Here is an 18,945-nt window from a genome sequence, read left to right as displayed (position 1 = left end):
TTCTCAGTTCCCATTCGACGCGACTTGCGTCGCAGCCTCAGCCGCGGCGAGCGCCGTATCGTATTGTGTCACAAGGGCGGCCACCGACGGCCCGATGATGTCGAGGATCAGCGCCGGGTAGACACCAAGCAGCAGCGTCATCACCACCAGCGGGGCAAAGATCGCCTTTTCCCGGCCTGTCATGTCGGTGATCGACTTCAGGCTTTCCTTGATCAGGTCGCCCATCACCACCCGGCGGTAGAGCCACAGCGCATAGGCCGCAGAGAAGATCACACCGGTTGTCGCAACCGCGGCCACCCAGGTGTTGACCTGGAACACCGCCATCAGCGTCAGGAATTCACCCACGAAACCGGAGGTGCCGGGCAGACCCACATTCGCCATGGTGAACAGCATGAAGATCAGTGCATAGGCTGGCATCCTGTTCACAAGACCGCCATAGGCATCGATCTCGCGCGTGTGCATCCGGTCATAGATAACGCCCACACACAGGAAGAGCGCGCCAGAGATGAAGCCGTGGCTCAGCATCTGGAAGATCGCGCCATCCAGCCCCTGCTGATTGGCCGAAAAGATACCCATAGTCACAAAGCCCATGTGGGCGACTGATGAATAGGCAATCAGCTTCTTCATATCGTCCTGCACGAGCGCCACGAGCGACGTGTAGACGATGGCAATCGCTGACATCCACAAAACCAGCGGCGCCATCACCTCGGATCCAACCGGGAACATGGAGAAGGAGAAACGGATAAACCCGTAACCACCGAGCTTCAGAAGGATTGCCGCCAGCACGACCGACCCTGCGGTCGGCGCCTGTACGTGGGCATCGGGCAACCAGGTGTGGACCGGCCACATCGGCATCTTGACGGCGAAGCTGGCGAAGAACGCCAGGAACAGGATCGTCTGCATCCCGCCCACGATCTGAATACCCAGCAAGCTGAACGTCTCGTTCCCGAACTGGTGGTTCAAGAGCGCTTCAATATCCGTGGTGCCCGCATCCGCATACATCGCAACCATCGCCACCAGCATCAGCACAGAACCGAGGAAGGTGTAGAGGAAGAACTTGAAGCTCGCATAGATGCGGTTCGCCCCGCCCCAGATACCAATGATCAGGAACATCGGGATCAGACCGGCCTCGAAGAACAGATAGAACAGGACCAGGTCCAGCGCCATGAACACGCCCAGCATGAGCGTTTCCAGAAGCAAGAAGGCGATCATGTACTCCTTGACCCGGTCCGTCACCGACCACGAGGCCGCGATAACCAGCGGCATCATGAAGGTTGTCAGCATCACGAACAGAATGGAGATCCCATCGACCCCCATCTTGTAGGTCAGGCCCATGATCCACTCGCCCTCTTCCACAAACTGGAAGCCGGTGTCGTTGCGGTCGAACTCGAACAGAATAAACAGCGACGCGATGAAGGTGATCACCGTGGTGGCCATCGCCACCCACTTGGCATTGCGCTGCGCCGCCTCATCCTCGCCCCGCAGGAACACGGCCAAGATCAGGGCCGCCAGCGCGGGCATGAAAGTGGTGATGGAAAGGATATTGTCCATCAGTTCGCTCCTCCGCTGAGCGTCATCCAGGTGATGAGGACGGCAATCCCGATCACCATGGCGAAGGCATAGGTAAAGATGTAGCCGGACTGTGCACGGCCCGCGAGGCGCGTGATGAAGGGCACAAAGCCCATCGATACGCCGTTAATGGTCCCGTCAATGACATCCCCATCACCGCGCTTCCACAGCTTCTTGCCCAGCCACATGGCAGGCTGGACAAAGATGAAGTCATAAAGCTCGTCAAAGTACCACTTGTTCTTGAGGAACAGGTAGAGCGGGCGCTGATTCTCGGCCAAGCGGCCAGGCAATGCCGGATTCTTGATATAGAACCAGAAGGCCACGAGGAACCCGATCAGCATCGCCACGAAGGGGGACAGCTTGACCCAGGTCGGCACGTAATGCGCTTCGTGCAGGACCGTGTTCTCGGGCGCGATGTAAATCCCGGCCTCGCCCGGTCCGTCCTCCATCACATACTTCAACTCAGACGCTTTCGGGCTGCGTTCGGCAACGGCATCCTTGATCTCTTCCGAAGGCGCCTCGTAGTGGCCGCCAAAGAATTTGATGACCTCGTTCGGCTTGCCAAAGAAGGACGAATACCAGATCGCCCCGGCAAACATCGCACCCAAGCTCAACACACCCAGCGGGATCAGCATGACCATCGGGCTTTCATGCGCGTGCTCATGCGTGTGCTTGTCGCCACGCGCCTCACCGTAGAAAGTCAGGAACATCAGGCGCCAGGAATAGAACGATGTGAACAGCGCCGCGATGACCAGCGCCCAGAAGGCAAAGGTGGACCCGACATAGGCGCTTTCGATCACCGCGTCCTTCGAGGCGAACCCGGCAAAACCGATCCAGCCGGTCAGCGGAATGCCCACGCCAGTGATGGCAAGCGTGCCGATCATCATGGCCCAGAACGTGTAGGGGATCTTTTTCCGCAGACCGCCGTAGTTCATCATGTCCTGCTCATGGTGCATCGCGTGGATGACCGAGCCCGCGCCAAGAAACAGCATCGCCTTGAAGAAGGCGTGCGTGAACAGGTGGAACATGGCAACGGAATAGACACCAACGCCAGCAGCCACGAACATGTAGCCCAGTTGCGAGCAGGTCGAATACGCAATCACGCGCTTGATGTCGGTCTGGACCAGACCAACGGTCGCGGCGAAAAAGGCAGTCAGGGCCCCCAGCACGGTGACAAACGCCATCGCCTCGGGCGCGAATTCCATCAGCGGGGACATGCGGCAGACCAGGAACACACCCGCCGTCACCATAGTCGCGGCGTGGATCAGCGCCGACACAGGGGTCGGGCCTTCCATCGCGTCGGGCAACCAGGTGTGCAGGATCAACTGCGCCGATTTCCCCATTGCGCCGATGAACAGCAGGAAGGCCACAAGGTTGGCCGCGTTCCACTCGCTCCACAGGAAGGTCAATTGCGTCTGCGCCAGCTCAGGTGCGGCAGCAAACACATCGTCGAACTTGATCGAGTCGGTAAGGAAAAACAGCGCGAAGATGCCGAGCGCAAAGCCGAAATCACCCACGCGGTTGACCACAAACGCCTTGATGGCGGCCGCATTGGCCGACGGTTTGCGGTAGTAGAACCCGATCAGCAGGTAGGATGCGACGCCCACGCCTTCCCAGCCAAAGAACATCTGCACAAGGTTGTCTGCCGTCACCAGCATCAACATCGCGAATGTGAAAAACGACAGGTATGCAAAGAAGCGCGGCTTGTAGCTTTCGCCCTCTTTCCATTGCGGATCGTGGTCCATGTATCCAAAGCTGTACAGGTGGACGAGGCTCGACACCGTAGTGATTACAATCAGCATGATCGCCGTCAGCCGGTCCAGACGGATGGACCAATCGGTGCTGAGCGAGCCGCTTTCGATAAAGCGCAGGATCTGGATCTGTTCGGTCGTGCCGTCAAACGTGATGAACACGATCCACGACAGGATGGCACTCAGGAACAGCAGACCCGTGGCGATCCAGCAGGCCGCGACCTCACCAAAGACACGCCAGCCAAAGCCGCAGAGCAGCGCGCCGACAAGCGGGGCAAATAGGATGATGGTTTCCATTGTGCGCTAACCCTTATTTTCTTTTTTGGCGGCGACATCAGGCCACGCGAAATACAGCACAGCGGCCGAACCACCGACGCCGGCCACTATGATCGCGATCCACATTGCAAGGCTCATCCGATCAGCCCTTCATCACGTTGACGTCTTCAACCGCGATGGTGCCGCGGTTGCGGAAGAAACAGACCAAGATGGCCAGACCAATGGCGGCCTCGGCGGCCGCAACGGTCAATACGAAGAGGGTGAACACCTGCCCCACGAGGTCGTCCAGGAAGCTGGAGAACGCAACCAGATTGATATTCACTGCAAGCAGCATCAATTCGATGCTCATCAGCAGGATGATCACGTTCTTGCGGTTCAGGAAAAGCCCGAAAATGCCGATGACGAACAGCGTCGCCGCGACCGTCAGGTAGTGTTCAAGTCCTATCATGTCGTCCCTCCGGGGCGTGTCCCCGCTTGTCGTCTGTTACGGGGCCTCAGCCCAGCATGAATTCTGTCTTCTCCCCCCGAGCCTCGGGGTAGAGTGCGGCGCAGGCGCAAGGCTCTGCATCCAGTGTGGTGATCTCGATATCCCGCGCGACGCCGTCTAGGTCGGCGGCTATGCGGTCGAATGTGGCAAAGGCTCGCGCGCCACTTTCGTGGCGCTTAAGAATGGCCAACGCCTTGTCGGTCCGGTCGAAGGGCAGGCGGTTGCCCATGTTCTCTTCCTGCGTTCGGAAGGTCAGAGCGGCGCCCGGCGCGCAATCCACAAGGGTGAACGAGGTCGCAGTCCCCTCCTGGCTCCACCAGTCGCGCCACATCACGCGGCCCTCGCCCAGATCGACATGATCTGCTTCGCCGCCGTGCGAGATGTGCGTGGTGCGGTCACAATCAGTCAACGACAGGGCCACAGCCTCACCGCCAAGCATCGCGACGAACGCTGCCAGATATGCGCACCGTGTATTCAAGGATCAGAGCCCCTGCCCCGGTTTGACGTCCTTCAGCTCCATCGCCGTGGCCGGGTCGCGCATCATCTGGGCGACCACATCCTGACGCTTCACATCCGACCGGTGGCGCAGGGTCAGCACGATGGCACCGACCATGGCAACCAACAGGATCAGGCCCGAGAGCTGGAACAGCAGGAAATACTGGTCATAGAGGATCATGCCGAGCGCTTCGGTATTGTGCCGATCCACGGGGGTCACCTGCGCCCGCAACCCTTCGGCGGCAGCGTTCGATTCCCACGCGCCAAAGGCCATCACGAACTGCATCAGGATCACGACGCCGATCAGCAGCGCGAGTGGCATATATTTCGCCATCTCCGCCTTCAGTTCGGCAAAATCCACGTCCAGCATCATCACCACGAACAAGAACAGCACCGCGACCGCGCCCACGTAGACGATAATCAGAAGCATCGCCACGAACTCGGCCCCCAAGAGCACGAACAGACCCGCCGCACTCAGGAAGGCCAGGATCAGCCACAGGACCGAGTGCACGGGGTTGCGGCTGATCACCGTGAACAGGCCCCCGGCGATCACGCTGACCGCAAACAGGTAGAAGGCAAATACAGTCATGTCTCGTCCTCGTCGTCACCCATGACCTCCTGCGCCAATCCCATGGCGCGGGTCATGGCGGGCACCCCGGCGAACATCGCCATCATGCCCAAAGTCTCGGAAATCTGTTGGTCGGTTGCGCCCGCTTCGCGCGCATGGCGCACGGTCTGGCGGATGGCGGTATCGGCCTGCGCGCCCTGCATGGTCAGACCCGCAAGCGTGATCAGCAGACGTGTCTTCGCATCCAGCCCGTTCTCATTGAACGTATTGCCGAACCATGTCTCCATCAGGTCCTTTGGCATGGTCGGCCAAAGCGCCTCGAACATCTTGGGATCAAACCCCTTTGACGGGTCAAACGCCGCCATCTGCGGAAATGCCTTCGTCATCTCCTGCATCTGGGCCAGCATCGCGGCAAAGGGGTTCTTTTCGTCACTCATCTTCGGCCTCAAACACCTCGATGGCTGCATTCATCGCGTTGATCATGGCCGGGAAGCCACCGTAGAGGGTCATCTGGTAAATGATCTCGCACACTTCCTCACGGCTAGCACCGACGGCGCGGGCACTGGTGATGTTGACTTTGAGCTGCGGCCGCGTCTGCCCGCCCATCGCCGCCAAAGCTGCAATAGTAGCCAGCAGCCGCGTCTTCTCGTCCACCACACCACGGCTGTAGAACGTGCCATAGGGCACCTCCACGACCATGCGCGACAAGCCCGGCACCAGCGCATCATAGCGGGCGGCCAGGGCATCTTCCATGCCCGGGTTCACCTGCTCCGACAGCGCCTTGCCGCGCTCATATGCGGTATGGAGGCTCATCGGTAGGGCGCATCCAGTTCCAGGTTGCGCGCAATCTCCGCTTCCCACCGCTCGCCGTTCTCAAGCAACTTTTCCTTGTCGTAGAACAGCTCTTCCCGCGTCTCGGTCGCGAATTCGAAATTCGGCCCCTCGACAATGGCATCCACCGGGCAGGCTTCCTGACAGAAACCGCAATAGATGCACTTGGTCATGTCGATGTCATAGCGGGTGGTGCGGCGGCTGCCATCCTCGCGGGGTTCCGCGTCGATTGTGATGGCCTGCGCGGGGCAGATCGCCTCGCACAGCTTGCAGGCAATGCAACGCTCTTCCCCGTTGGGATAGCGGCGCAGGGCGTGCTCGCCCCGGAAACGCGGGGACAAAGGCCCCTTTTCATGCGGGTAGTTCACCGTGGCCTTGGGGGCAAAGAAATATTTCAGCCCCAGCTTCATGCCTTGCCAGAAATCCTGCAGCAGGAAGTATTTGGCGGCGCGGCCGTAGTCGATCTGCGTCATGGCTAGTCTCCCTGTGTTGCGTCGTTAAGGTGCATATACGCCCAGGCTTTCAGGGCCGAGACGACCTCGCCCTGATCGGCGTGCTCAAACGTCTTTTCACTGTCCAGAGTGCCGATGGCGAACTCGGACGACAGGAAAGATATAAGGTCGTCCAAATGCCGCTCGGGCGCTTCGTTGATGGCTGTGGCCAGTCCCATATCAGCCTCCCACGGCCCAGCGGGCATAGATGCCCCAGAACCAGTCGAACTTGGCGGCAAAGGCCACGAACACGACCCACACGAGGCTGAACGGCAGGAACACTTTCCAGCCCAGACGCATCAGCTGGTCATAGCGGTAGCGGGGCGTGATCGCCTTCACCATGGCAAAGAGGAAGAAGAAGAACGCCATCTTCGCGACCATCCACAGCACGCCGTCAGGCAGACCCGGAATGGGCGACAGCCAGCCACCGAAGAACAGCAGGCTCATCAGCGCGCACATCAGGAAGATGGCGATGTATTCGCCCGCCATGAACAGCAGGAACGGGGTCGAGGAGTATTCGACCTGATAGCCCGCAACGAGTTCGGATTCCGCTTCTGGCAAGTCGAACGGTGGGCGGTTTGTCTCGGCCAAGGCGCTGATAAAGAACAGGAACACCATGGGCAGATGCGGCAACCAGTACCAACCAAAGAAGCCGTAACCGGTGTCTTGCGCGTTCACGATGGCACCGAAGTTCAGCGATCCCGTCGACAGGATCACACCGATGATGATCAGGCCGATGCTGACCTCGTAGGAAATCATCTGTGCCGCCGACCGCAGCGACCCAAGGAACGGATACTTCGAGTTAGACGCCCAGCCGCCGATGATCACGCCGTAGACTTCAAGCGAGGAAATGGCGAAGACATAGAGGATTGCGACGTTGATATCCGACAGCACCCAGCCGTCGTTGAACGGGATCACGGCCCAGGCCACCATCGCCAGCACAAAGCTGGTCATAGGCGCCAGCATGAACAGGGTCTTGTCGGCGCCCGCAGGCACGACAACCTCTTTCACGACGTATTTCAGCGCATCTGCAACTGTCTGAAGCAGGCCGTACGCGCCCACCACGTTGGGACCACGGCGCAACTGAACAGCCGCCCAGATCTTGCGGTCGCCGTAGACGAGGAACAGGAGCGAGATCATGACAAACGCCACGACGGCCAGCACCTGGGCCAGAACTAGGACGGCGATGCCGCCAGGAGTGGTAAAGAAATCAGCCATCAGTCCTCACACCGTCGGTATTCCCCTCTCCGCGCAGGCGGCGGCCACGACTTCGGCGTCGATGGTCCGGATTCCACGCGGGAGGGCTGGCGAAATGGTGTAAACAGCATCTGCTTTCCACACACCAGCCTCTTCGTATACATTTGTGCGCAAATGACGCGCAAATCCCCAGCCCCGGATCAACGTGTATCCGGCGGCGGCGCATTCGGCATAGTCCTCGACATCCCGCGTCGTGATCGCGTTGGTCATTTCAACGTCGAACTGCACCAGATCCTCGGCCAAAAGCTGTGTTTCCACCCCACGATAGTCGGGAATGAACTGCTCTGCCGTTGGCACGGGGTCACAGGCCGCAAGCGGCAGAGCTGCTATGGTCCAGACAAGCTTCATGCGCACTCGAATGACGGCTGCCGGTAGCCCGTAACGATCCAGTCGTTGCCGCGCGGCACACCGTAAAGTGTATAAAGGCAGGTCTCTTCGACCGGAATATGGATGGTCCGCGTTCGTGTCACATCCGCCCAATCGTGGATCCCATCGGATGTACGGGAATCGGTGCTGACAATCGGCACCGAGCCCCAGGAACTGATGGACCACTGAAAAGCCCGGCGACCGTCCGGAAGATCAAACACCGCAGCCGGTTGGCCGTAGTCCAGCATGGGCTCCGTGATGGACCTGCCAACATAGCCTTCCATCACCTGTGATGCACAAGCGGATAAAGTGAGCACCGCGCCTAGCGCCAGCGCTTTAATGCATTTGCTATCAATCATTCTGCTGCCATAGCTTGAGATTTGCGTGCCTTTGCATTCGCGCTGAGTTCCGCCATCAATTGGCTGGCGCGGGCAATTGGATTGGTCAGATAGAAATCATTAACGGTCGAGGTCAGCACACCGCCTTCGACCTTACCTAATTCAAGTGCGTCGCCTGTATTCTCTGCCACGACATCAATGTCGCCCAGATGCGGATGGTCCTTGACCAGCTTCTGGCGCAGCGCCGCGAGGCTGTCATAGGGCAGCACCGCGTCCATCTCACCCGAAAGTGCGCGCAGAATGGCCCAGTTCTCCTTGGCCTCACCGGGCGCAAAGCTGGCGCGTTGGGCCAGTTGCGGGCGCCCTTCTGTGTTCACGAACACACCGCCCTCTTCGGTATAGGCCGCACCCGGCAAGATCACATCCGCGCGATGCGCGCCACGGTCGCCATGGCTACCTTGGTAGATGACGAACGCGCCCTCACCGATCTCAATCTCATCGGCCCCGAGGTTGTAGATCACATCAGCCTTTTCGATGGCGGCCATCGCATCGGCGTTCGTGGCGCCAACATCCATGGCGCCGACGCGACCTGCGGCGGTGTGCAGGATCATCAGCTCTGACTTCGTGCTTTCCGCCAGGGTCTGCGCGGCGGCAAGGATGGCGTCGCCATCGCCACGGGTCAGCGCACCCATGCCGACGATGATGATCGACGGCTTTTCCTGCACAGCCGAGTGATCACGCTTCAGTAGATCGTCAATGACGGTCGCATCGGTCCCGATATGGTTCGCCTCGTACGTCAGGTCAGGCATCTCGCCAATCACACCGACATTGGCGCCACGGGCCCATGCCTTGCGAATACGCGCATTGAGCACCGGCGCTTCCAGACGCGGGTTGGTGCCGATCAGCATGATCGCCTCGGCCGTGTCGATATCCTCAATGGCAGCAGTGCCGACATAGGCCGCGCGGTTGCCGGACGGCAGCTTCGCTCCATCGGTACGGCATTCGACGATACCGCCCTGCCCCTCGATCAGCTTTTTCAGAGCGTAGGCAGCCTCAACCGGCGCAAGATCACCCACAAGGCCCGCAAGCGACGACGCACCCTTAATCGCCTCCGACGCCTTTCCAAGCGCTTCGCCCCAGGACGCAGGGCGCAGCTTGCCGTTGTCACGGACATAGGGCTTGTCCAGCCGCTGACGGCGCAGGCCATCCCAGACAAAACGGGTCTTGTCCGAAATCCATTCCTCGTTCGTGCCGTCATGGTTAAGCGGCAGGAAGCGCATCACCTCACGGCCCTTGGTGTCGACACGGATGGACGAGCCAAGCGCATCCATCACGTCGACACTCTCGGTCTTGGTCAGCTCCCATGGCCGCGCGGTAAAGGCGTAGGGTTTGGAGACCAGCGCGCCCACCGGGCACAGATCAATGATGTTGCCCTGCAGGTTCGAATCAAGCGTCTCGCCAAGGTACGAGGTAATCTCCGCATCCTCCCCACGGCCTGTCTGGCCCATCTGCGAAATACCCGCGACCTCGGTCGTGAAGCGCACGCAGCGGGTGCAGGAGATGCAGCGGGTCATGTGCGTCTCGACCAGCGGCCCAAGGTCCAGATCATCGACCGCGCGCTTCGGTTCGCGGAAGCGGCTGAAATCCACGCCATAGGCCATCGCCTGATCCTGCAGATCGCACTCGCCACCCTGGTCACAGATCGGGCAATCCAGCGGGTGGTTGATGAGCAGGAACTCCATCACGCCCTCGCGGGCCTTCTTGACCATGGGCGAGTTCGTCTTGACCACCGGCGGCTGCCCCTCGGGACCCGGGCGCAAATCGCGCACCTGCATGGCACAGGAGGCCGCAGGCTTCGGCGGGCCACCCACAACTTCCACAAGACACATCCGGCAGTTGCCCGCGATCGACAGACGCTCGTGATAACAGAAGCGCGGGATCTCTATCCCCGCCTCCTCGCAGGCCTGGATCAGGGTCATGGCCCCGTCCACCTCTACCTCGTTACCGTCGATGATGATCTTGCGAAGGTCACTCATGCGTCAGTTCATCCTCAATAGGGCGCCGATCTGGCCGCCTTTTTCAATTTCGGCACGGCCCAGCGCGCAATAGGTCGCGGGCTGGCCAGCGGTCACACCGCCACGTTGCAAATACGCCTCGCCCGCCGCCCTCAGCCGCGCCTTTTCCGCGTCGGACTTGCGATAGGCATCAATCTCCGCGTCGGTGTAGCCCAGGTCTCGGGCCTTGTCCTTCAACCCGGTGACAAGCGTATAGGCGCGCACCATCCGCGCCGAAATGTCAGGGCAGTTTTTCCGAATCTCGTCCGCGATCCCGACAGCCAGAAGGGTGCCATCAATCTCGGGCACATCCCGCAGATGAGGCTTCGCCGAGGCTATCCCGGCAGTCAGGCTAAGGATCAGGGCCATGGTCATTGCGCGCATCATTTCTCTCCACCTTGTGCATCACTTTGATGCCATGTGGGAAAGCAGGTTCGTGCTATGCAATAACACGAGGCGACACAACCCGTTAGGACGCAAAATGTCGCCTTAATCGACGCTTGTGATCACGCTGGCGTGCAGGCACCGCGCAAGATCAACTTGTCACCGTTGGTGCGCAGTGTTCCGTCTTCGGCATCTGGCCCCTCAATCCATGCAATGTCCGAAGATCCGAACTGCTTGATACAATAGCGAATGGCCTCGTAACGGCCAGCCTCACGCGCGCCTTCCAGCGACGCGGACACAGGCGAAACGGACACCTCAAACTGATCACGCTGTTTGTCCACCTTGCTGGAATTGGCACGGAAGAACACCCCGTCAAAGGCGACACGTTCAGCGCGGCGCTCCCCGGAGCAGGCGGTCAACACCAACGCTGCTATCAGAAGAATGCCGGTCAACAGCACCGGACGCAGGTCGATCCTTCGGTCTGCCTCAGCGCGGCTCTTGCTCTTGGTCACTGCGGTCTCCTCCACCCCGGTCTCGGGCCTCAGGTCAGGGCATGATCCCAGCCAAAGGCGTGATCCGTATTGCCATGGTTTTCAAGATGATGGAAGCGGTCAAGTGCCTCCTCAATCGTGGGTATATGCCCTGGCGCCACCCACCACATGACAAAGCGCAATCCCTGATCCGGATCGTACCATTCGCCCTTCCGGTCATAGAACTGCTTGTGAACGGTGTTGAAGGTGAAATTGTGCAGGCTTTCGACGTCTTTCCAAACGGAGAGCGTGCTTGCAGTGCGGGGATTGCCCCCGAGCGGGCCATCAGGGTCAAGCTGTGCCGCCTCCATGTCGTCGCCTTCCAGATGCCAGATATAGCCGGGCGAGCGGCGCGCGATGTCATAGACACGGTCGAGGTTGTTCAGGAAGTCCGCAACGCGCGGATCTTCCCAGTCATATTTCAGAGTACCGATATTGAATTCAGCGAGGTGCATTGATCAGAACTCGCTTATACAAATGCTCTGGGTCACTTGCTTTTCAGGAACCGACCCGCTGGGTGATTGGTGCCAGAGATCGAAGACGCCCAATCGCAACCGGCATCTCGTACCTGTTCCCGGGACAAGCCAGCGAGTTTGATACCAGCGTCTTCCATCCAATCGATGGAAGCTTGCAACCATTTCGTCCTATGTCGCTCAAACTTCCGCAGCGCAGATTTCGAATGGCCTTCGGCGACAAGAGTATTGAAGTTCTTTGCGTAGAAGGTTGTCGCACCGGATTGACCTGCCCATGTGACATCAGGCTTACAATCGTTTTGCAGCATTCGCGCGACCATCAGGCCAGCCATAGCTTTTTCAGTGGAATTCATTTCCAAAGCGGCGGCGGCAGACCCTGCGACAAGCCCAATGCAAACGGTAAGTATGCGCAGCATCACTCCGCCGCGATCCGCTGCGTCTTGATCCGATCCTCGATCTCATCCCGGAAGTTCCGGATCAGCCCCTGGATCGGCCACGCTGCCGCATCACCCAGCGCACAGATCGTGTGACCCTCAACCTGCTTGGTCACGTCTAGCAGCATGTCGATCTCCTCGACCTCCGCTTCACCATGCACCAACCGCTCCATCACGCGCATCATCCAACCCGTGCCTTCACGACAAGGCGTGCACTGGCCGCAGGATTCGTGCTTGTAAAATTTGGACAGCCGCCAGATCGCCTTGATGATGTCGGTCGACTGATCCATCACGATCACCGCCGCCGTGCCCAGACCCGACTGCAGATCGTTTCGCAGATAGTCGAAGTCCATGATGGCGTCTTTCATCTTCTCCCCGCGCACGCAGGGAACGGAAGAGCCACCGGGGATCACAGCCTTGAGGTTGTCCCACCCACCGCGGATGCCGCCACAATGCTTTTCGATCAACTCTTCGAAGCTGATCGACATCGCCTCTTCCACGACGCACGGATTGTTCACGTGGCCGGAGATGGCAAACAACTTGGTGCCCGCGTTGTTCGGACGGCCAAAGGATGAAAACCACGAGCCACCCCGACGCAGGATCGTCGGCACAACTGCAATGGACTCGACATTGTTCACAGTCGTCGGGCAGCCATAGAGACCCGCACCCGCCGGGAACGGCGGCTTCATGCGCGGCATACCCTTTTTGCCTTCAAGCGACTCGAGCAGCGCGGTTTCCTCACCGCAGATATAGGCCCCGGCCCCGTGGTGCAGGTAAATGTCGAAGTCCCAGCCAGAGCCAGAGGCGTTCGGGCCAACGAGACCCGCGTCGTAAGCCTCATCAATCGCCGCCTGCAGCGCTTCCTTCTCACGGATGTATTCGCCGCGGATGTAGATGTAGCACGCATGCGCGTTCATCGCGAAGCTGGCGATCAGGCACCCTTCGATCAGCGTGTGCGGATCGTGGCGCATGATCTCGCGGTCCTTGCAGGTGCCCGGCTCGGATTCGTCAGCGTTCACAACCAGATAGGCCGGACGCCCATCCGATTCCTTCGGCATGAAGGACCATTTCAGACCGGTCGGGAAACCCGCGCCGCCCCGGCCACGCAGGCCGCTGTCCTTCATCTCCTGAACAATCCAATCGCGGCCCTTCTGGATCAGCTTGTCCGTCCCATCCCAGTGACCACGGGCCTGCGCGCCTTTCAGCGTGCGGTCGTGCATCCCGTAAAGGTTGGTAAAGATACGATCCTTGTCAGCCAGCATGGGTACGTCCTTTTGTAACACGCGGTACAGCGCGTGATCCTTTGCCATAACAGCCCGCGCGCGGGGCCGTCAGTTGTCGCGGCTCTTTTGCCAAATCCTGAGGGCCACCACCAGTGCCCAAATGAACGCAGCCAGCGCAAAGAGCAAAATAAGAATTTCGTACCGCGCGGGCAAGCTGAGCGCCTGCACGATCACGGGCGCAAAGATGGACAGCAAAGCGGCCCCTGCAATCACAAGGGCCGCGATACGGCCCTGACGGGCCAGTTTCGGATCAAGCGGTCCGGACATGCGTCAGTAGACACCGCCCTTGTCGACCTTCTTGGAAAACTCGGTCTCACCACCGGCGGCGAGGATCTTGGCCTGCGCGACCCAGTCATCACGTGTCACACGGCCCTTGAACCCCTCAAGGTTCTGATCAACCCACGCCACCTCGTCGGCGCCCCAGCTGGCAACCTGATCGAAATGGTAGAAGCCCATCGAATGCAGAAGCGCTTCAAGTTTCGGGCCTACACCTTTGATTTCCTTCAGGTTGTCGGGACCACCCTCGCGCGCGGCAGAAAGCGTCTCAGGCTTCGTGCCTTCATCCGCGGCAGCCGGAGCGTCCGCCTTCTTCTTGGCAGCCGGCTTGGCTTTGGGCTTGTCCTTGGCTTTCGCCTTGGGCTTTTGTTCAGCTTCGTATTTCCATTCACCCTTGCGGGCGGCCAGATCATCCTCACCCGGCAGCGGGGTCGAAGGTTTGATCTCGGCGGCAGCCGTCGCGTCCGTTCCCGCAGCCGCAGGCGCCGCCTTGGCAGTCGGCGTTGGTGCCGCGTCGGTTTTGGCAGCTTCGGTGGTCGCTTCGCCAATCGCGGGCAGCGGTTTGCATATGATCCAGCTCAGCAACGCGCCTGCCACGGCAGCCACGACGAGCCCCATGAACACGCCCTGCATAAAGCCCCAGCCGCCGAGCACCATGAGTAACACCGCGGCCAATGCGCCCCCCAAAAGCGCCACAAGCCAGCAGCCGATCGTGCAGCTGATCATTCCTTCGTTGTTGTCCATAAGGATATCTCCCCCGTTTGCAGATATTATTCCTTATAGATACCGTCTTTTTTCGCGCGTTGGGAAAATTCTGTTTCTTCTCCCCGTGAGAGGGCTTTCGCCTGCGTGACCCAATTGTCACGGCTTACCCGGCCCTTGAAGCGCACGAGGTTCTGATCGGCCCATGCCACTTCGTCCTCGGTCCACGATGCGATCTGGTCGAAGTGATAGACACCCTTGGCGTTCAGCTCTTTCTCGAGGCCGGGGCCCACGCCCTTGATCAGCTTCAGATCGTCTGCGCCGCCATCGCGCGCCTCGGTCAAAAGGGCGGGTTTTGTCCCCGCGGGGACAGCCTCACCCGATTGTTTTTGCTGCGATTTATTTTTCGTTACCGGAGCGCTCGGTTTGGGCTTGGCCTTGGACTTTTTTTCCTTTGGCGGTGCCTTGGACACAGGCTTTTCGTTTGTGTTGCTTGCGCTGGCTGCGGCGTTTGCCTTGCCCCATGGTGCCAGCAACGGCACCTCGGTGCCGTCGATCCGCTTCACAGTGTCACCGATATCCGTCGCAAGCTGGACAGAGGCGTTGTACTTGGTGTGACCGCTGTCAAAATCTTTGAGGCTGGTCAGCCCGCTGAGCGGTTCGGATGCGTAACGGCCGTTCTGCGGACCGGGTGTCGGCACCTCGCCCTTCGCGAGCTCGTCGATGATCTCGCCCATGCGGGCGGCGGTCAGGTCCTCGTAATAGTCCTTGCCGATCTGGGCCATGGGTGCGTTGGCGCAGGAACCGAGGCATTCGACCTCTTCCCAAGAAAACTTGCCATCGGCGGACAGCTGGTGGGCCTTGGGCGCGATCTTGTCCTTGCAGACGGCCACAAGGTCTTCGGCGCCGCAGATCATGCAGGATGTGGTGCCGCAGACCTGAATATGTGCAACTGAGCCAACAGGTTGTAGCTGAAACATGAAGTAGAAAGACGCCACTTCGAGAGCGCGCATATAGGCAAGGTCGAGCATGTCGGCCACGGATTCGATCGCCGGGCGGGTCAGCCAGCCTTCTTGTTCCTGCGCGCGCCACAGGAGCGGGATGATAGCGGAGGCCTGTCGGCCCTCGGGGTACTTGGTGATCTGCGCTTCGGCCCAGGCCTGGTTGTCGGGCGTGAAAGCGAAGGTTTCGGGCTGGTCTGGGTGGAGACGGCGGAGCATTTAAGTCTTCCCTTGGTCTGCGTGGAGACTGCGGGAGCCTCCGGCGGGAGTTTATTTGGCAAGATGAAGGATCGGATCAGCGGTCGATTTCCCCGAACACCACATCCATCGTGCCGATGATGGCGGCGACGTCGGCCAGCTGGTGCCCTTTGGAGATATAGTCCATCGCCTGCAAGTGCAGGAACCCCGGCGCGCGGAGTTTGGCGCGGTAAGGTTTGTTGGTGCCATCGGCCACGAGGTAGACGCCGAACTCGCCCTTGGGTGCTTCGACGGCGGCATAGACTTCGCCCTCGGGCACGTGGAACCCTTCGGTGTAGAGTTTGAAGTGATGGATCAGCGCTTCCATCGAAGTTTTCATGTCGGTGCGCGAGGGCGGTGTCAGCTTGCCACGGGCCAGCACGTCGCCGGGGCAATCGCGCAATTTGGCGATGGCCTGCTGGATGATCGAGATCGACTGGCGCATCTCTTCCATGCGGACGAGGTAGCGGTCATAGCAGTCGCCGTTCTTGCCCACGGGGATCTGGAAGTCGAATTCGTCGTAGCATTCATAGGGCTGTGCGCGGCGCAGGTCCCATGCAAAGCCACTGCCCCGCACCATGACGCCCGAGAAGCCGTATTTCTGGATGTCATCCTCGGTCACGATGCCGATATCGGCGTTGCGCTGCTTGAAGATGCGGTTTTCGGTCAGCAGGCCGTCGATGTCGACCATAAAGCCGGACATGAATTTCTCGGACCACGCCTCGATATCGTCAAGCAGTTCGGGTGGCAGGTCCTGGTGGACACCGCCGGGACGGAAATAGGCGGCGTGCAAACGCGCGCCGCAGGCCCGTTCGTAGAAAATCATCAGCTCTTCACGCTCTTCAAAGCCCCAAAGCGGCGGGGTGAGCGCGCCGACGTCGAGCGCCTGCGTGGTGATGTTCAGGAGGTGGTTCAGGATGCGCCCGATCTCACAGAACAGCACGCGGATCAGGGAGGCGCGGCGGGGCACCTCGACGCCCGTCAGCTTTTCGATGGCCAGACACCATGCGTGTTCCTGGTTCATCGGTGCCACATAATCGAGCCGGTCGAAATACGGCAGGTTTTGCAGGTAGGTCCGCGACTCCATCAGCTTTTCAGTGCCACGGTGCAGCAGACCGATATGCGGGTCGCAGCGTTCCACGATCTCGCCGTCAAGCTCGAGTACGAGGCGCAAAACCCCGTGTGCCGCAGGGTGTTGCGGGCCGAAATTGATGTTGAAGTTGCGGATCTTCTGTTCGCCCGTCAGGGCGTCATCGAAGTTGGAGCCGTCCATCATGTGTTCACCATGCAGTTCGCGACGTGTCTGTGCCGACGCTTCGGCACTGCTTCTAAGGGTTTATATTGGGGACGCAAGGGAAGAGCCAGAGTTAGGTGCCCAACTGCGATGCTTTGTAACGGCAATGCCGCCAGCACCGAAGCATCGCCCCAGACTGCGGCACGTTCAGTGCGCTATCGACGTTCCAGCTCCTGCAATCGCAGCGCCATCCACCACAACAGGCCGACGGTCCCGATCGGCACAATGGCAAGCAGCGCCCAGTATTTTCCAATTCCGAAATGGGGCAGCAGTTTGAGCATGGGGATGATGCAAAGAACCCCCACGACAATCAAAAAGACATCCATTCATCCATACTCCCTCATTGAAGCTTTCCATTCTTCCGGCAAATCGCCCAAGTACTGTTCTGCTGCAGTGTAGTGCGCGGACAGGCGATCAAACACCGCACGACCGAGGGACGCGGGAAGGTCTGCCGCCAGCCCGGCATTCACCGGAGCCACCTCGGGAAGGTCCATTGGTGCAAGATCTAGGAATCGGAAAACTCGATCGACACCGCCATCAAAAAGGTGCTCGAAGAAATCCAGGTGAACATGCGCACGCGGTGCTATTGCGTCCAGGTTTGCAAGCGTGCCGGCATAGTCGGATCTTTTGTCGTACTCCGGCACGTCACCGGCCAAGTATGCCTCGACGGTCGCAATGGCCAAAGTGCGCTCGCCTCCGGCCTCTTCCACATGCCTGCGTCCGCGCATGCGGGCTGCTGACCACAATCGTTGAACCGGATCGCGCAGAATGTAGACCAGTCGCACATTCGGAGAAACGGAATAGATCAGCCGGAGTATGTCGCGCGACAGGGAACTGTAGGCAGGTGTGACTTCGCCCACCACTGCTGCGTCGCCCGCATTCATGAATAGCATGTTGCGATACGCATCGAGATCGAAGGTGTCATGCTTCGTCAGTGCGGCCCATGCCTCGATCTCGGACGCAAACTGGTCGATTGGCAACCCGTTGACCTCCGCAATACCCTTGGATCGTTTGGCAGCCACGCTTCCAAGCTTGCGGCGAACCAGTTCCACATCCCGATCGGCGCGCCCCGGCTCGAATTTATTGAAGTAGTGCAGCCCTTTGACGCGCGTCATGTGGCAATCGGGGTGTTTGCCCAAAACGACCTGCAACCAGGAGGAAGCAGCCTTTTGGGCGCCGATACCTATGACTATGCGTGGTTCGGTCATCGGCGCACTGCTGGCAAATCGCAGCGCGCAGGATCGTCAGTCTGTCTTTTCATCACCCGGCAGGATGTACTCGGCCCCTTCCCAAGGGCTCATGAAATCAAACTGTCGATACTCCTGAACCAGCGACACAGGTTCGTAGACGACGCGCTTTTCGGCTTCATCATAGCGCACTTCAGTGTAACCCGTGGTCGGGAAGTCCTTGCGCAGCGGGTAGCCGCGGAAGCCGTAGTCCGTCAGGATCCGCCGCAAATCCGGGTGGCCCGAGAACAGAATGCCGAACATGTCGAACACTTCGCGTTCGAACCAGTTGGCCGAGGGGTGGATGTCGGTGATCGAGGGCACCATCTGATCTTCGCGGATCGACACGCGCAGGCGGATGCGGTGGTTCTGGTACATCGACAGGAAGTGGTAGACGACATCGAACCGCTTGGCCCGGCCCGGGTAGTCCACCCCGGTGATGTCCACGAGCGTGGAGAACTTGCAGGTGCTGTCGGTCGTCAGGAACTCGACAAAACCGGTCAGGCTGGACGGGGCGACATCGACGTTCAGCTCGCCATAGGTCACATCCCAGGCCAGCACGCAATCGGGGCGCTTGGCTTCGAGATAGGTGCCAAGTTCGGTCATTGCTTCGGACATGTGC

25 protein-coding genes are annotated in these 18,945 nt (G+C 59.8%); all 25 read right to left on the bottom strand.

Annotated features, from left to right (window positions below):
* Positions 1–3: 3 nt before the first annotated feature.
* The 25 genes from KUV51_RS04490 to KUV51_RS04370 all read right to left on the bottom strand — a co-directional run bounded on the left by KUV51_RS04490 (position 4) and on the right by KUV51_RS04370 (position 18,941).
* The gene (locus tag KUV51_RS04490; protein WP_222520391.1) at positions 4–1,551 is read right to left on the bottom strand and encodes an NADH-quinone oxidoreductase subunit M; all 1,548 of its coding nucleotides are present in this window, start codon (positions 1,549–1,551) and stop codon (positions 4–6) included.
* Positions 1,551–3,617, bottom strand: a complete 2,067-nt coding sequence (gene nuoL / locus KUV51_RS04485) for an NADH-quinone oxidoreductase subunit L (RefSeq protein WP_222520390.1) — start codon at positions 3,615–3,617, stop codon at positions 1,551–1,553. Before nuoL ends, KUV51_RS04490 begins: the two co-directional genes overlap by 1 nt.
* Before the next feature lie 121 nt (positions 3,618–3,738).
* Positions 3,739–4,044 (bottom strand): NADH-quinone oxidoreductase subunit NuoK, encoded by a 306-nt coding sequence (gene nuoK / locus KUV51_RS04480; RefSeq protein WP_039686350.1) that lies wholly within the window; start codon positions 4,042–4,044, stop codon positions 3,739–3,741.
* Between the two features lie 46 nt (positions 4,045–4,090).
* Positions 4,091–4,561: a hypothetical protein gene (locus KUV51_RS04475; RefSeq protein ID WP_261385641.1), complete on the bottom strand. Its 471-nt coding sequence runs from the start codon at positions 4,559–4,561 to the stop codon at positions 4,091–4,093.
* Positions 4,562–4,564: 3 nt separating this feature from the next.
* A complete protein-coding gene (locus KUV51_RS04470) occupies positions 4,565–5,167 on the bottom strand; it encodes an NADH-quinone oxidoreductase subunit J (protein WP_222520389.1) in 603 nt (200 codons plus the stop codon).
* The gene (locus KUV51_RS04465; protein WP_222520388.1) at positions 5,164–5,583 is read right to left on the bottom strand and encodes a carboxymuconolactone decarboxylase family protein; all 420 of its coding nucleotides are present in this window, start codon (positions 5,581–5,583) and stop codon (positions 5,164–5,166) included. Before KUV51_RS04465 ends, KUV51_RS04470 begins: the two co-directional genes overlap by 4 nt.
* The gene (locus tag KUV51_RS04460) at positions 5,576–5,959 is read right to left on the bottom strand and encodes a carboxymuconolactone decarboxylase family protein (RefSeq protein ID WP_222520387.1); all 384 of its coding nucleotides are present in this window, start codon (positions 5,957–5,959) and stop codon (positions 5,576–5,578) included. The genes KUV51_RS04465 and KUV51_RS04460 overlap by 8 nt, the downstream gene beginning before the upstream one ends.
* Positions 5,956–6,450: an NADH-quinone oxidoreductase subunit NuoI gene (gene nuoI / locus KUV51_RS04455; protein ID WP_189369895.1), complete on the bottom strand. Its 495-nt coding sequence runs from the start codon at positions 6,448–6,450 to the stop codon at positions 5,956–5,958. Before nuoI ends, KUV51_RS04460 begins: the two co-directional genes overlap by 4 nt.
* A 2-nt stretch (positions 6,451–6,452) precedes the next feature.
* Complete coding sequence (locus KUV51_RS04450) at positions 6,453–6,647, bottom strand: hypothetical protein (RefSeq protein ID WP_222520386.1); 195 nt, start codon at positions 6,645–6,647, stop codon at positions 6,453–6,455.
* Between the two features lies 1 nt (position 6,648).
* Positions 6,649–7,686: an NADH-quinone oxidoreductase subunit NuoH gene (gene nuoH / locus KUV51_RS04445; RefSeq protein ID WP_039686340.1), complete on the bottom strand. Its 1,038-nt coding sequence runs from the start codon at positions 7,684–7,686 to the stop codon at positions 6,649–6,651.
* Between the two features lie 6 nt (positions 7,687–7,692).
* Positions 7,693–8,073: a hypothetical protein gene (locus KUV51_RS04440; RefSeq protein ID WP_222520385.1), complete on the bottom strand. Its 381-nt coding sequence runs from the start codon at positions 8,071–8,073 to the stop codon at positions 7,693–7,695.
* Positions 8,070–8,375: a hypothetical protein gene (locus tag KUV51_RS04435; RefSeq protein WP_222520384.1), complete on the bottom strand. Its 306-nt coding sequence runs from the start codon at positions 8,373–8,375 to the stop codon at positions 8,070–8,072. The genes KUV51_RS04440 and KUV51_RS04435 overlap by 4 nt, the downstream gene beginning before the upstream one ends.
* A gap of 71 nt (positions 8,376–8,446) precedes the next feature.
* Complete coding sequence (gene nuoG / locus KUV51_RS04430; RefSeq protein WP_222520383.1) at positions 8,447–10,465, bottom strand: NADH-quinone oxidoreductase subunit NuoG; 2,019 nt, start codon at positions 10,463–10,465, stop codon at positions 8,447–8,449.
* Positions 10,466–10,468: 3 nt separating this feature from the next.
* Complete coding sequence (locus tag KUV51_RS04425) at positions 10,469–10,870, bottom strand: DUF5333 domain-containing protein (RefSeq protein ID WP_315898790.1); 402 nt, start codon at positions 10,868–10,870, stop codon at positions 10,469–10,471.
* A 119-nt stretch (positions 10,871–10,989) separates the two neighbouring features.
* Entirely contained in the window at positions 10,990–11,379 is a 390-nt protein-coding gene (locus tag KUV51_RS04420) for a hypothetical protein (protein ID WP_315898789.1), read from the bottom strand.
* 29 nt (positions 11,380–11,408) lie between these two features.
* A complete protein-coding gene (locus tag KUV51_RS04415) occupies positions 11,409–11,852 on the bottom strand; it encodes a DUF3291 domain-containing protein (protein WP_222520382.1) in 444 nt (147 codons plus the stop codon).
* 32 nt (positions 11,853–11,884) lie between these two features.
* Positions 11,885–12,286: a hypothetical protein gene (locus tag KUV51_RS04410; RefSeq protein ID WP_222520381.1), complete on the bottom strand. Its 402-nt coding sequence runs from the start codon at positions 12,284–12,286 to the stop codon at positions 11,885–11,887.
* A complete protein-coding gene (gene nuoF, locus KUV51_RS04405) occupies positions 12,286–13,566 on the bottom strand; it encodes an NADH-quinone oxidoreductase subunit NuoF (RefSeq protein WP_222520380.1) in 1,281 nt (426 codons plus the stop codon). The genes KUV51_RS04410 and nuoF overlap by 1 nt, the downstream gene beginning before the upstream one ends.
* Before the next feature lie 69 nt (positions 13,567–13,635).
* The gene (locus KUV51_RS04400; RefSeq protein WP_222520379.1) at positions 13,636–13,854 is read right to left on the bottom strand and encodes a DUF5337 domain-containing protein; all 219 of its coding nucleotides are present in this window, start codon (positions 13,852–13,854) and stop codon (positions 13,636–13,638) included.
* Positions 13,855–13,857: 3 nt separating this feature from the next.
* Positions 13,858–14,607 (bottom strand): endonuclease, encoded by a 750-nt coding sequence (locus KUV51_RS04395; protein WP_222520378.1) that lies wholly within the window; start codon positions 14,605–14,607, stop codon positions 13,858–13,860.
* A gap of 26 nt (positions 14,608–14,633) precedes the next feature.
* Positions 14,634–15,785: an NADH-quinone oxidoreductase subunit E gene (locus tag KUV51_RS04390; protein WP_222520377.1), complete on the bottom strand. Its 1,152-nt coding sequence runs from the start codon at positions 15,783–15,785 to the stop codon at positions 14,634–14,636.
* Between the two features lie 76 nt (positions 15,786–15,861).
* Positions 15,862–17,076: an NADH-quinone oxidoreductase subunit D gene (locus KUV51_RS04385; protein WP_222521237.1), complete on the bottom strand. Its 1,215-nt coding sequence runs from the start codon at positions 17,074–17,076 to the stop codon at positions 15,862–15,864.
* 176 nt (positions 17,077–17,252) lie between these two features.
* Positions 17,253–17,423, bottom strand: coding sequence for a hypothetical protein (locus tag KUV51_RS04380; protein ID WP_222520376.1), 171 nt, complete (start codon positions 17,421–17,423; stop codon positions 17,253–17,255).
* Positions 17,424–18,305, bottom strand: coding sequence for a sulfotransferase (locus KUV51_RS04375; RefSeq protein WP_222520375.1), 882 nt, complete (start codon positions 18,303–18,305; stop codon positions 17,424–17,426).
* 36 nt (positions 18,306–18,341) lie between these two features.
* A complete protein-coding gene (locus KUV51_RS04370) occupies positions 18,342–18,941 on the bottom strand; it encodes an NADH-quinone oxidoreductase subunit C (RefSeq protein WP_222520374.1) in 600 nt (199 codons plus the stop codon).
* Between the last annotated feature and the right edge of the window lie 4 nt (positions 18,942–18,945).

Origin of the sequence: Tateyamaria omphalii (assembly GCF_019802125.1) — a bacterium.
GTDB lineage: Bacteria > Pseudomonadota > Alphaproteobacteria > Rhodobacterales > Rhodobacteraceae > Tateyamaria > Tateyamaria omphalii_B.
The sequence above is the reverse complement of the archived record's forward strand: the minus strand, read 5'-3'. Positions and strand labels throughout refer to the sequence as shown.

Bases quoted from the DNA above. Each gene is read 5' to 3' on its own strand.
- KUV51_RS04380 (WP_222520376.1), bottom strand. From the start codon at position 17,423: ATGGATGTCTTTTTGATTGTCGTGGGGGTTCTTTGCATCATCCCCATG.
- KUV51_RS04410 (WP_222520381.1), bottom strand. From the start codon at position 12,286: ATGCTGCGCATACTTACCGTTTGCATTGGGCTTGTCGCAGGGTCTGCC.
- KUV51_RS04415 (WP_222520382.1), bottom strand. From the start codon at position 11,852: ATGCACCTCGCTGAATTCAATATCGGTACTCTGAAATATGACTGGGAA.
- KUV51_RS04385 (WP_222521237.1), bottom strand. From the start codon at position 17,076: ATGGACGGCTCCAACTTCGATGACGCCCTGACGGGCGAACAGAAGATC.
- KUV51_RS04400 (WP_222520379.1), bottom strand. From the start codon at position 13,854: ATGTCCGGACCGCTTGATCCGAAACTGGCCCGTCAGGGCCGTATCGCG.
- KUV51_RS04440 (WP_222520385.1), bottom strand. From the start codon at position 8,073: ATGAAGCTTGTCTGGACCATAGCAGCTCTGCCGCTTGCGGCCTGTGAC.
- KUV51_RS04390 (WP_222520377.1), bottom strand. From the start codon at position 15,785: ATGCTCCGCCGTCTCCACCCAGACCAGCCCGAAACCTTCGCTTTCACG.
- KUV51_RS04450 (WP_222520386.1), bottom strand. From the start codon at position 6,647: ATGGGACTGGCCACAGCCATCAACGAAGCGCCCGAGCGGCATTTGGAC.
- KUV51_RS04370 (WP_222520374.1), bottom strand. From the start codon at position 18,941: ATGTCCGAAGCAATGACCGAACTTGGCACCTATCTCGAAGCCAAGCGC.
- KUV51_RS04460 (WP_222520387.1), bottom strand. From the start codon at position 5,959: ATGAGCCTCCATACCGCATATGAGCGCGGCAAGGCGCTGTCGGAGCAG.
- nuoL (WP_222520390.1), bottom strand. From the start codon at position 3,617: ATGGAAACCATCATCCTATTTGCCCCGCTTGTCGGCGCGCTGCTCTGC.
- nuoI (WP_189369895.1), bottom strand. From the start codon at position 6,450: ATGACGCAGATCGACTACGGCCGCGCCGCCAAATACTTCCTGCTGCAG.
- nuoH (WP_039686340.1), bottom strand. From the start codon at position 7,686: ATGGCTGATTTCTTTACCACTCCTGGCGGCATCGCCGTCCTAGTTCTG.
- KUV51_RS04375 (WP_222520375.1), bottom strand. From the start codon at position 18,305: ATGACCGAACCACGCATAGTCATAGGTATCGGCGCCCAAAAGGCTGCT.
- KUV51_RS04470 (WP_222520389.1), bottom strand. From the start codon at position 5,167: ATGACTGTATTTGCCTTCTACCTGTTTGCGGTCAGCGTGATCGCCGGG.
- KUV51_RS04465 (WP_222520388.1), bottom strand. From the start codon at position 5,583: ATGAGTGACGAAAAGAACCCCTTTGCCGCGATGCTGGCCCAGATGCAG.
- nuoG (WP_222520383.1), bottom strand. From the start codon at position 10,465: ATGAGTGACCTTCGCAAGATCATCATCGACGGTAACGAGGTAGAGGTG.
- nuoF (WP_222520380.1), bottom strand. From the start codon at position 13,566: ATGCTGGCTGACAAGGATCGTATCTTTACCAACCTTTACGGGATGCAC.
- nuoK (WP_039686350.1), bottom strand. From the start codon at position 4,044: ATGATAGGACTTGAACACTACCTGACGGTCGCGGCGACGCTGTTCGTC.
- KUV51_RS04425 (WP_315898790.1), bottom strand. From the start codon at position 10,870: ATGATGCGCGCAATGACCATGGCCCTGATCCTTAGCCTGACTGCCGGG.
- KUV51_RS04490 (WP_222520391.1), bottom strand. From the start codon at position 1,551: ATGGACAATATCCTTTCCATCACCACTTTCATGCCCGCGCTGGCGGCC.
- KUV51_RS04395 (WP_222520378.1), bottom strand. From the start codon at position 14,607: ATGGACAACAACGAAGGAATGATCAGCTGCACGATCGGCTGCTGGCTT.
- KUV51_RS04435 (WP_222520384.1), bottom strand. From the start codon at position 8,375: ATGGAAGGCTATGTTGGCAGGTCCATCACGGAGCCCATGCTGGACTAC.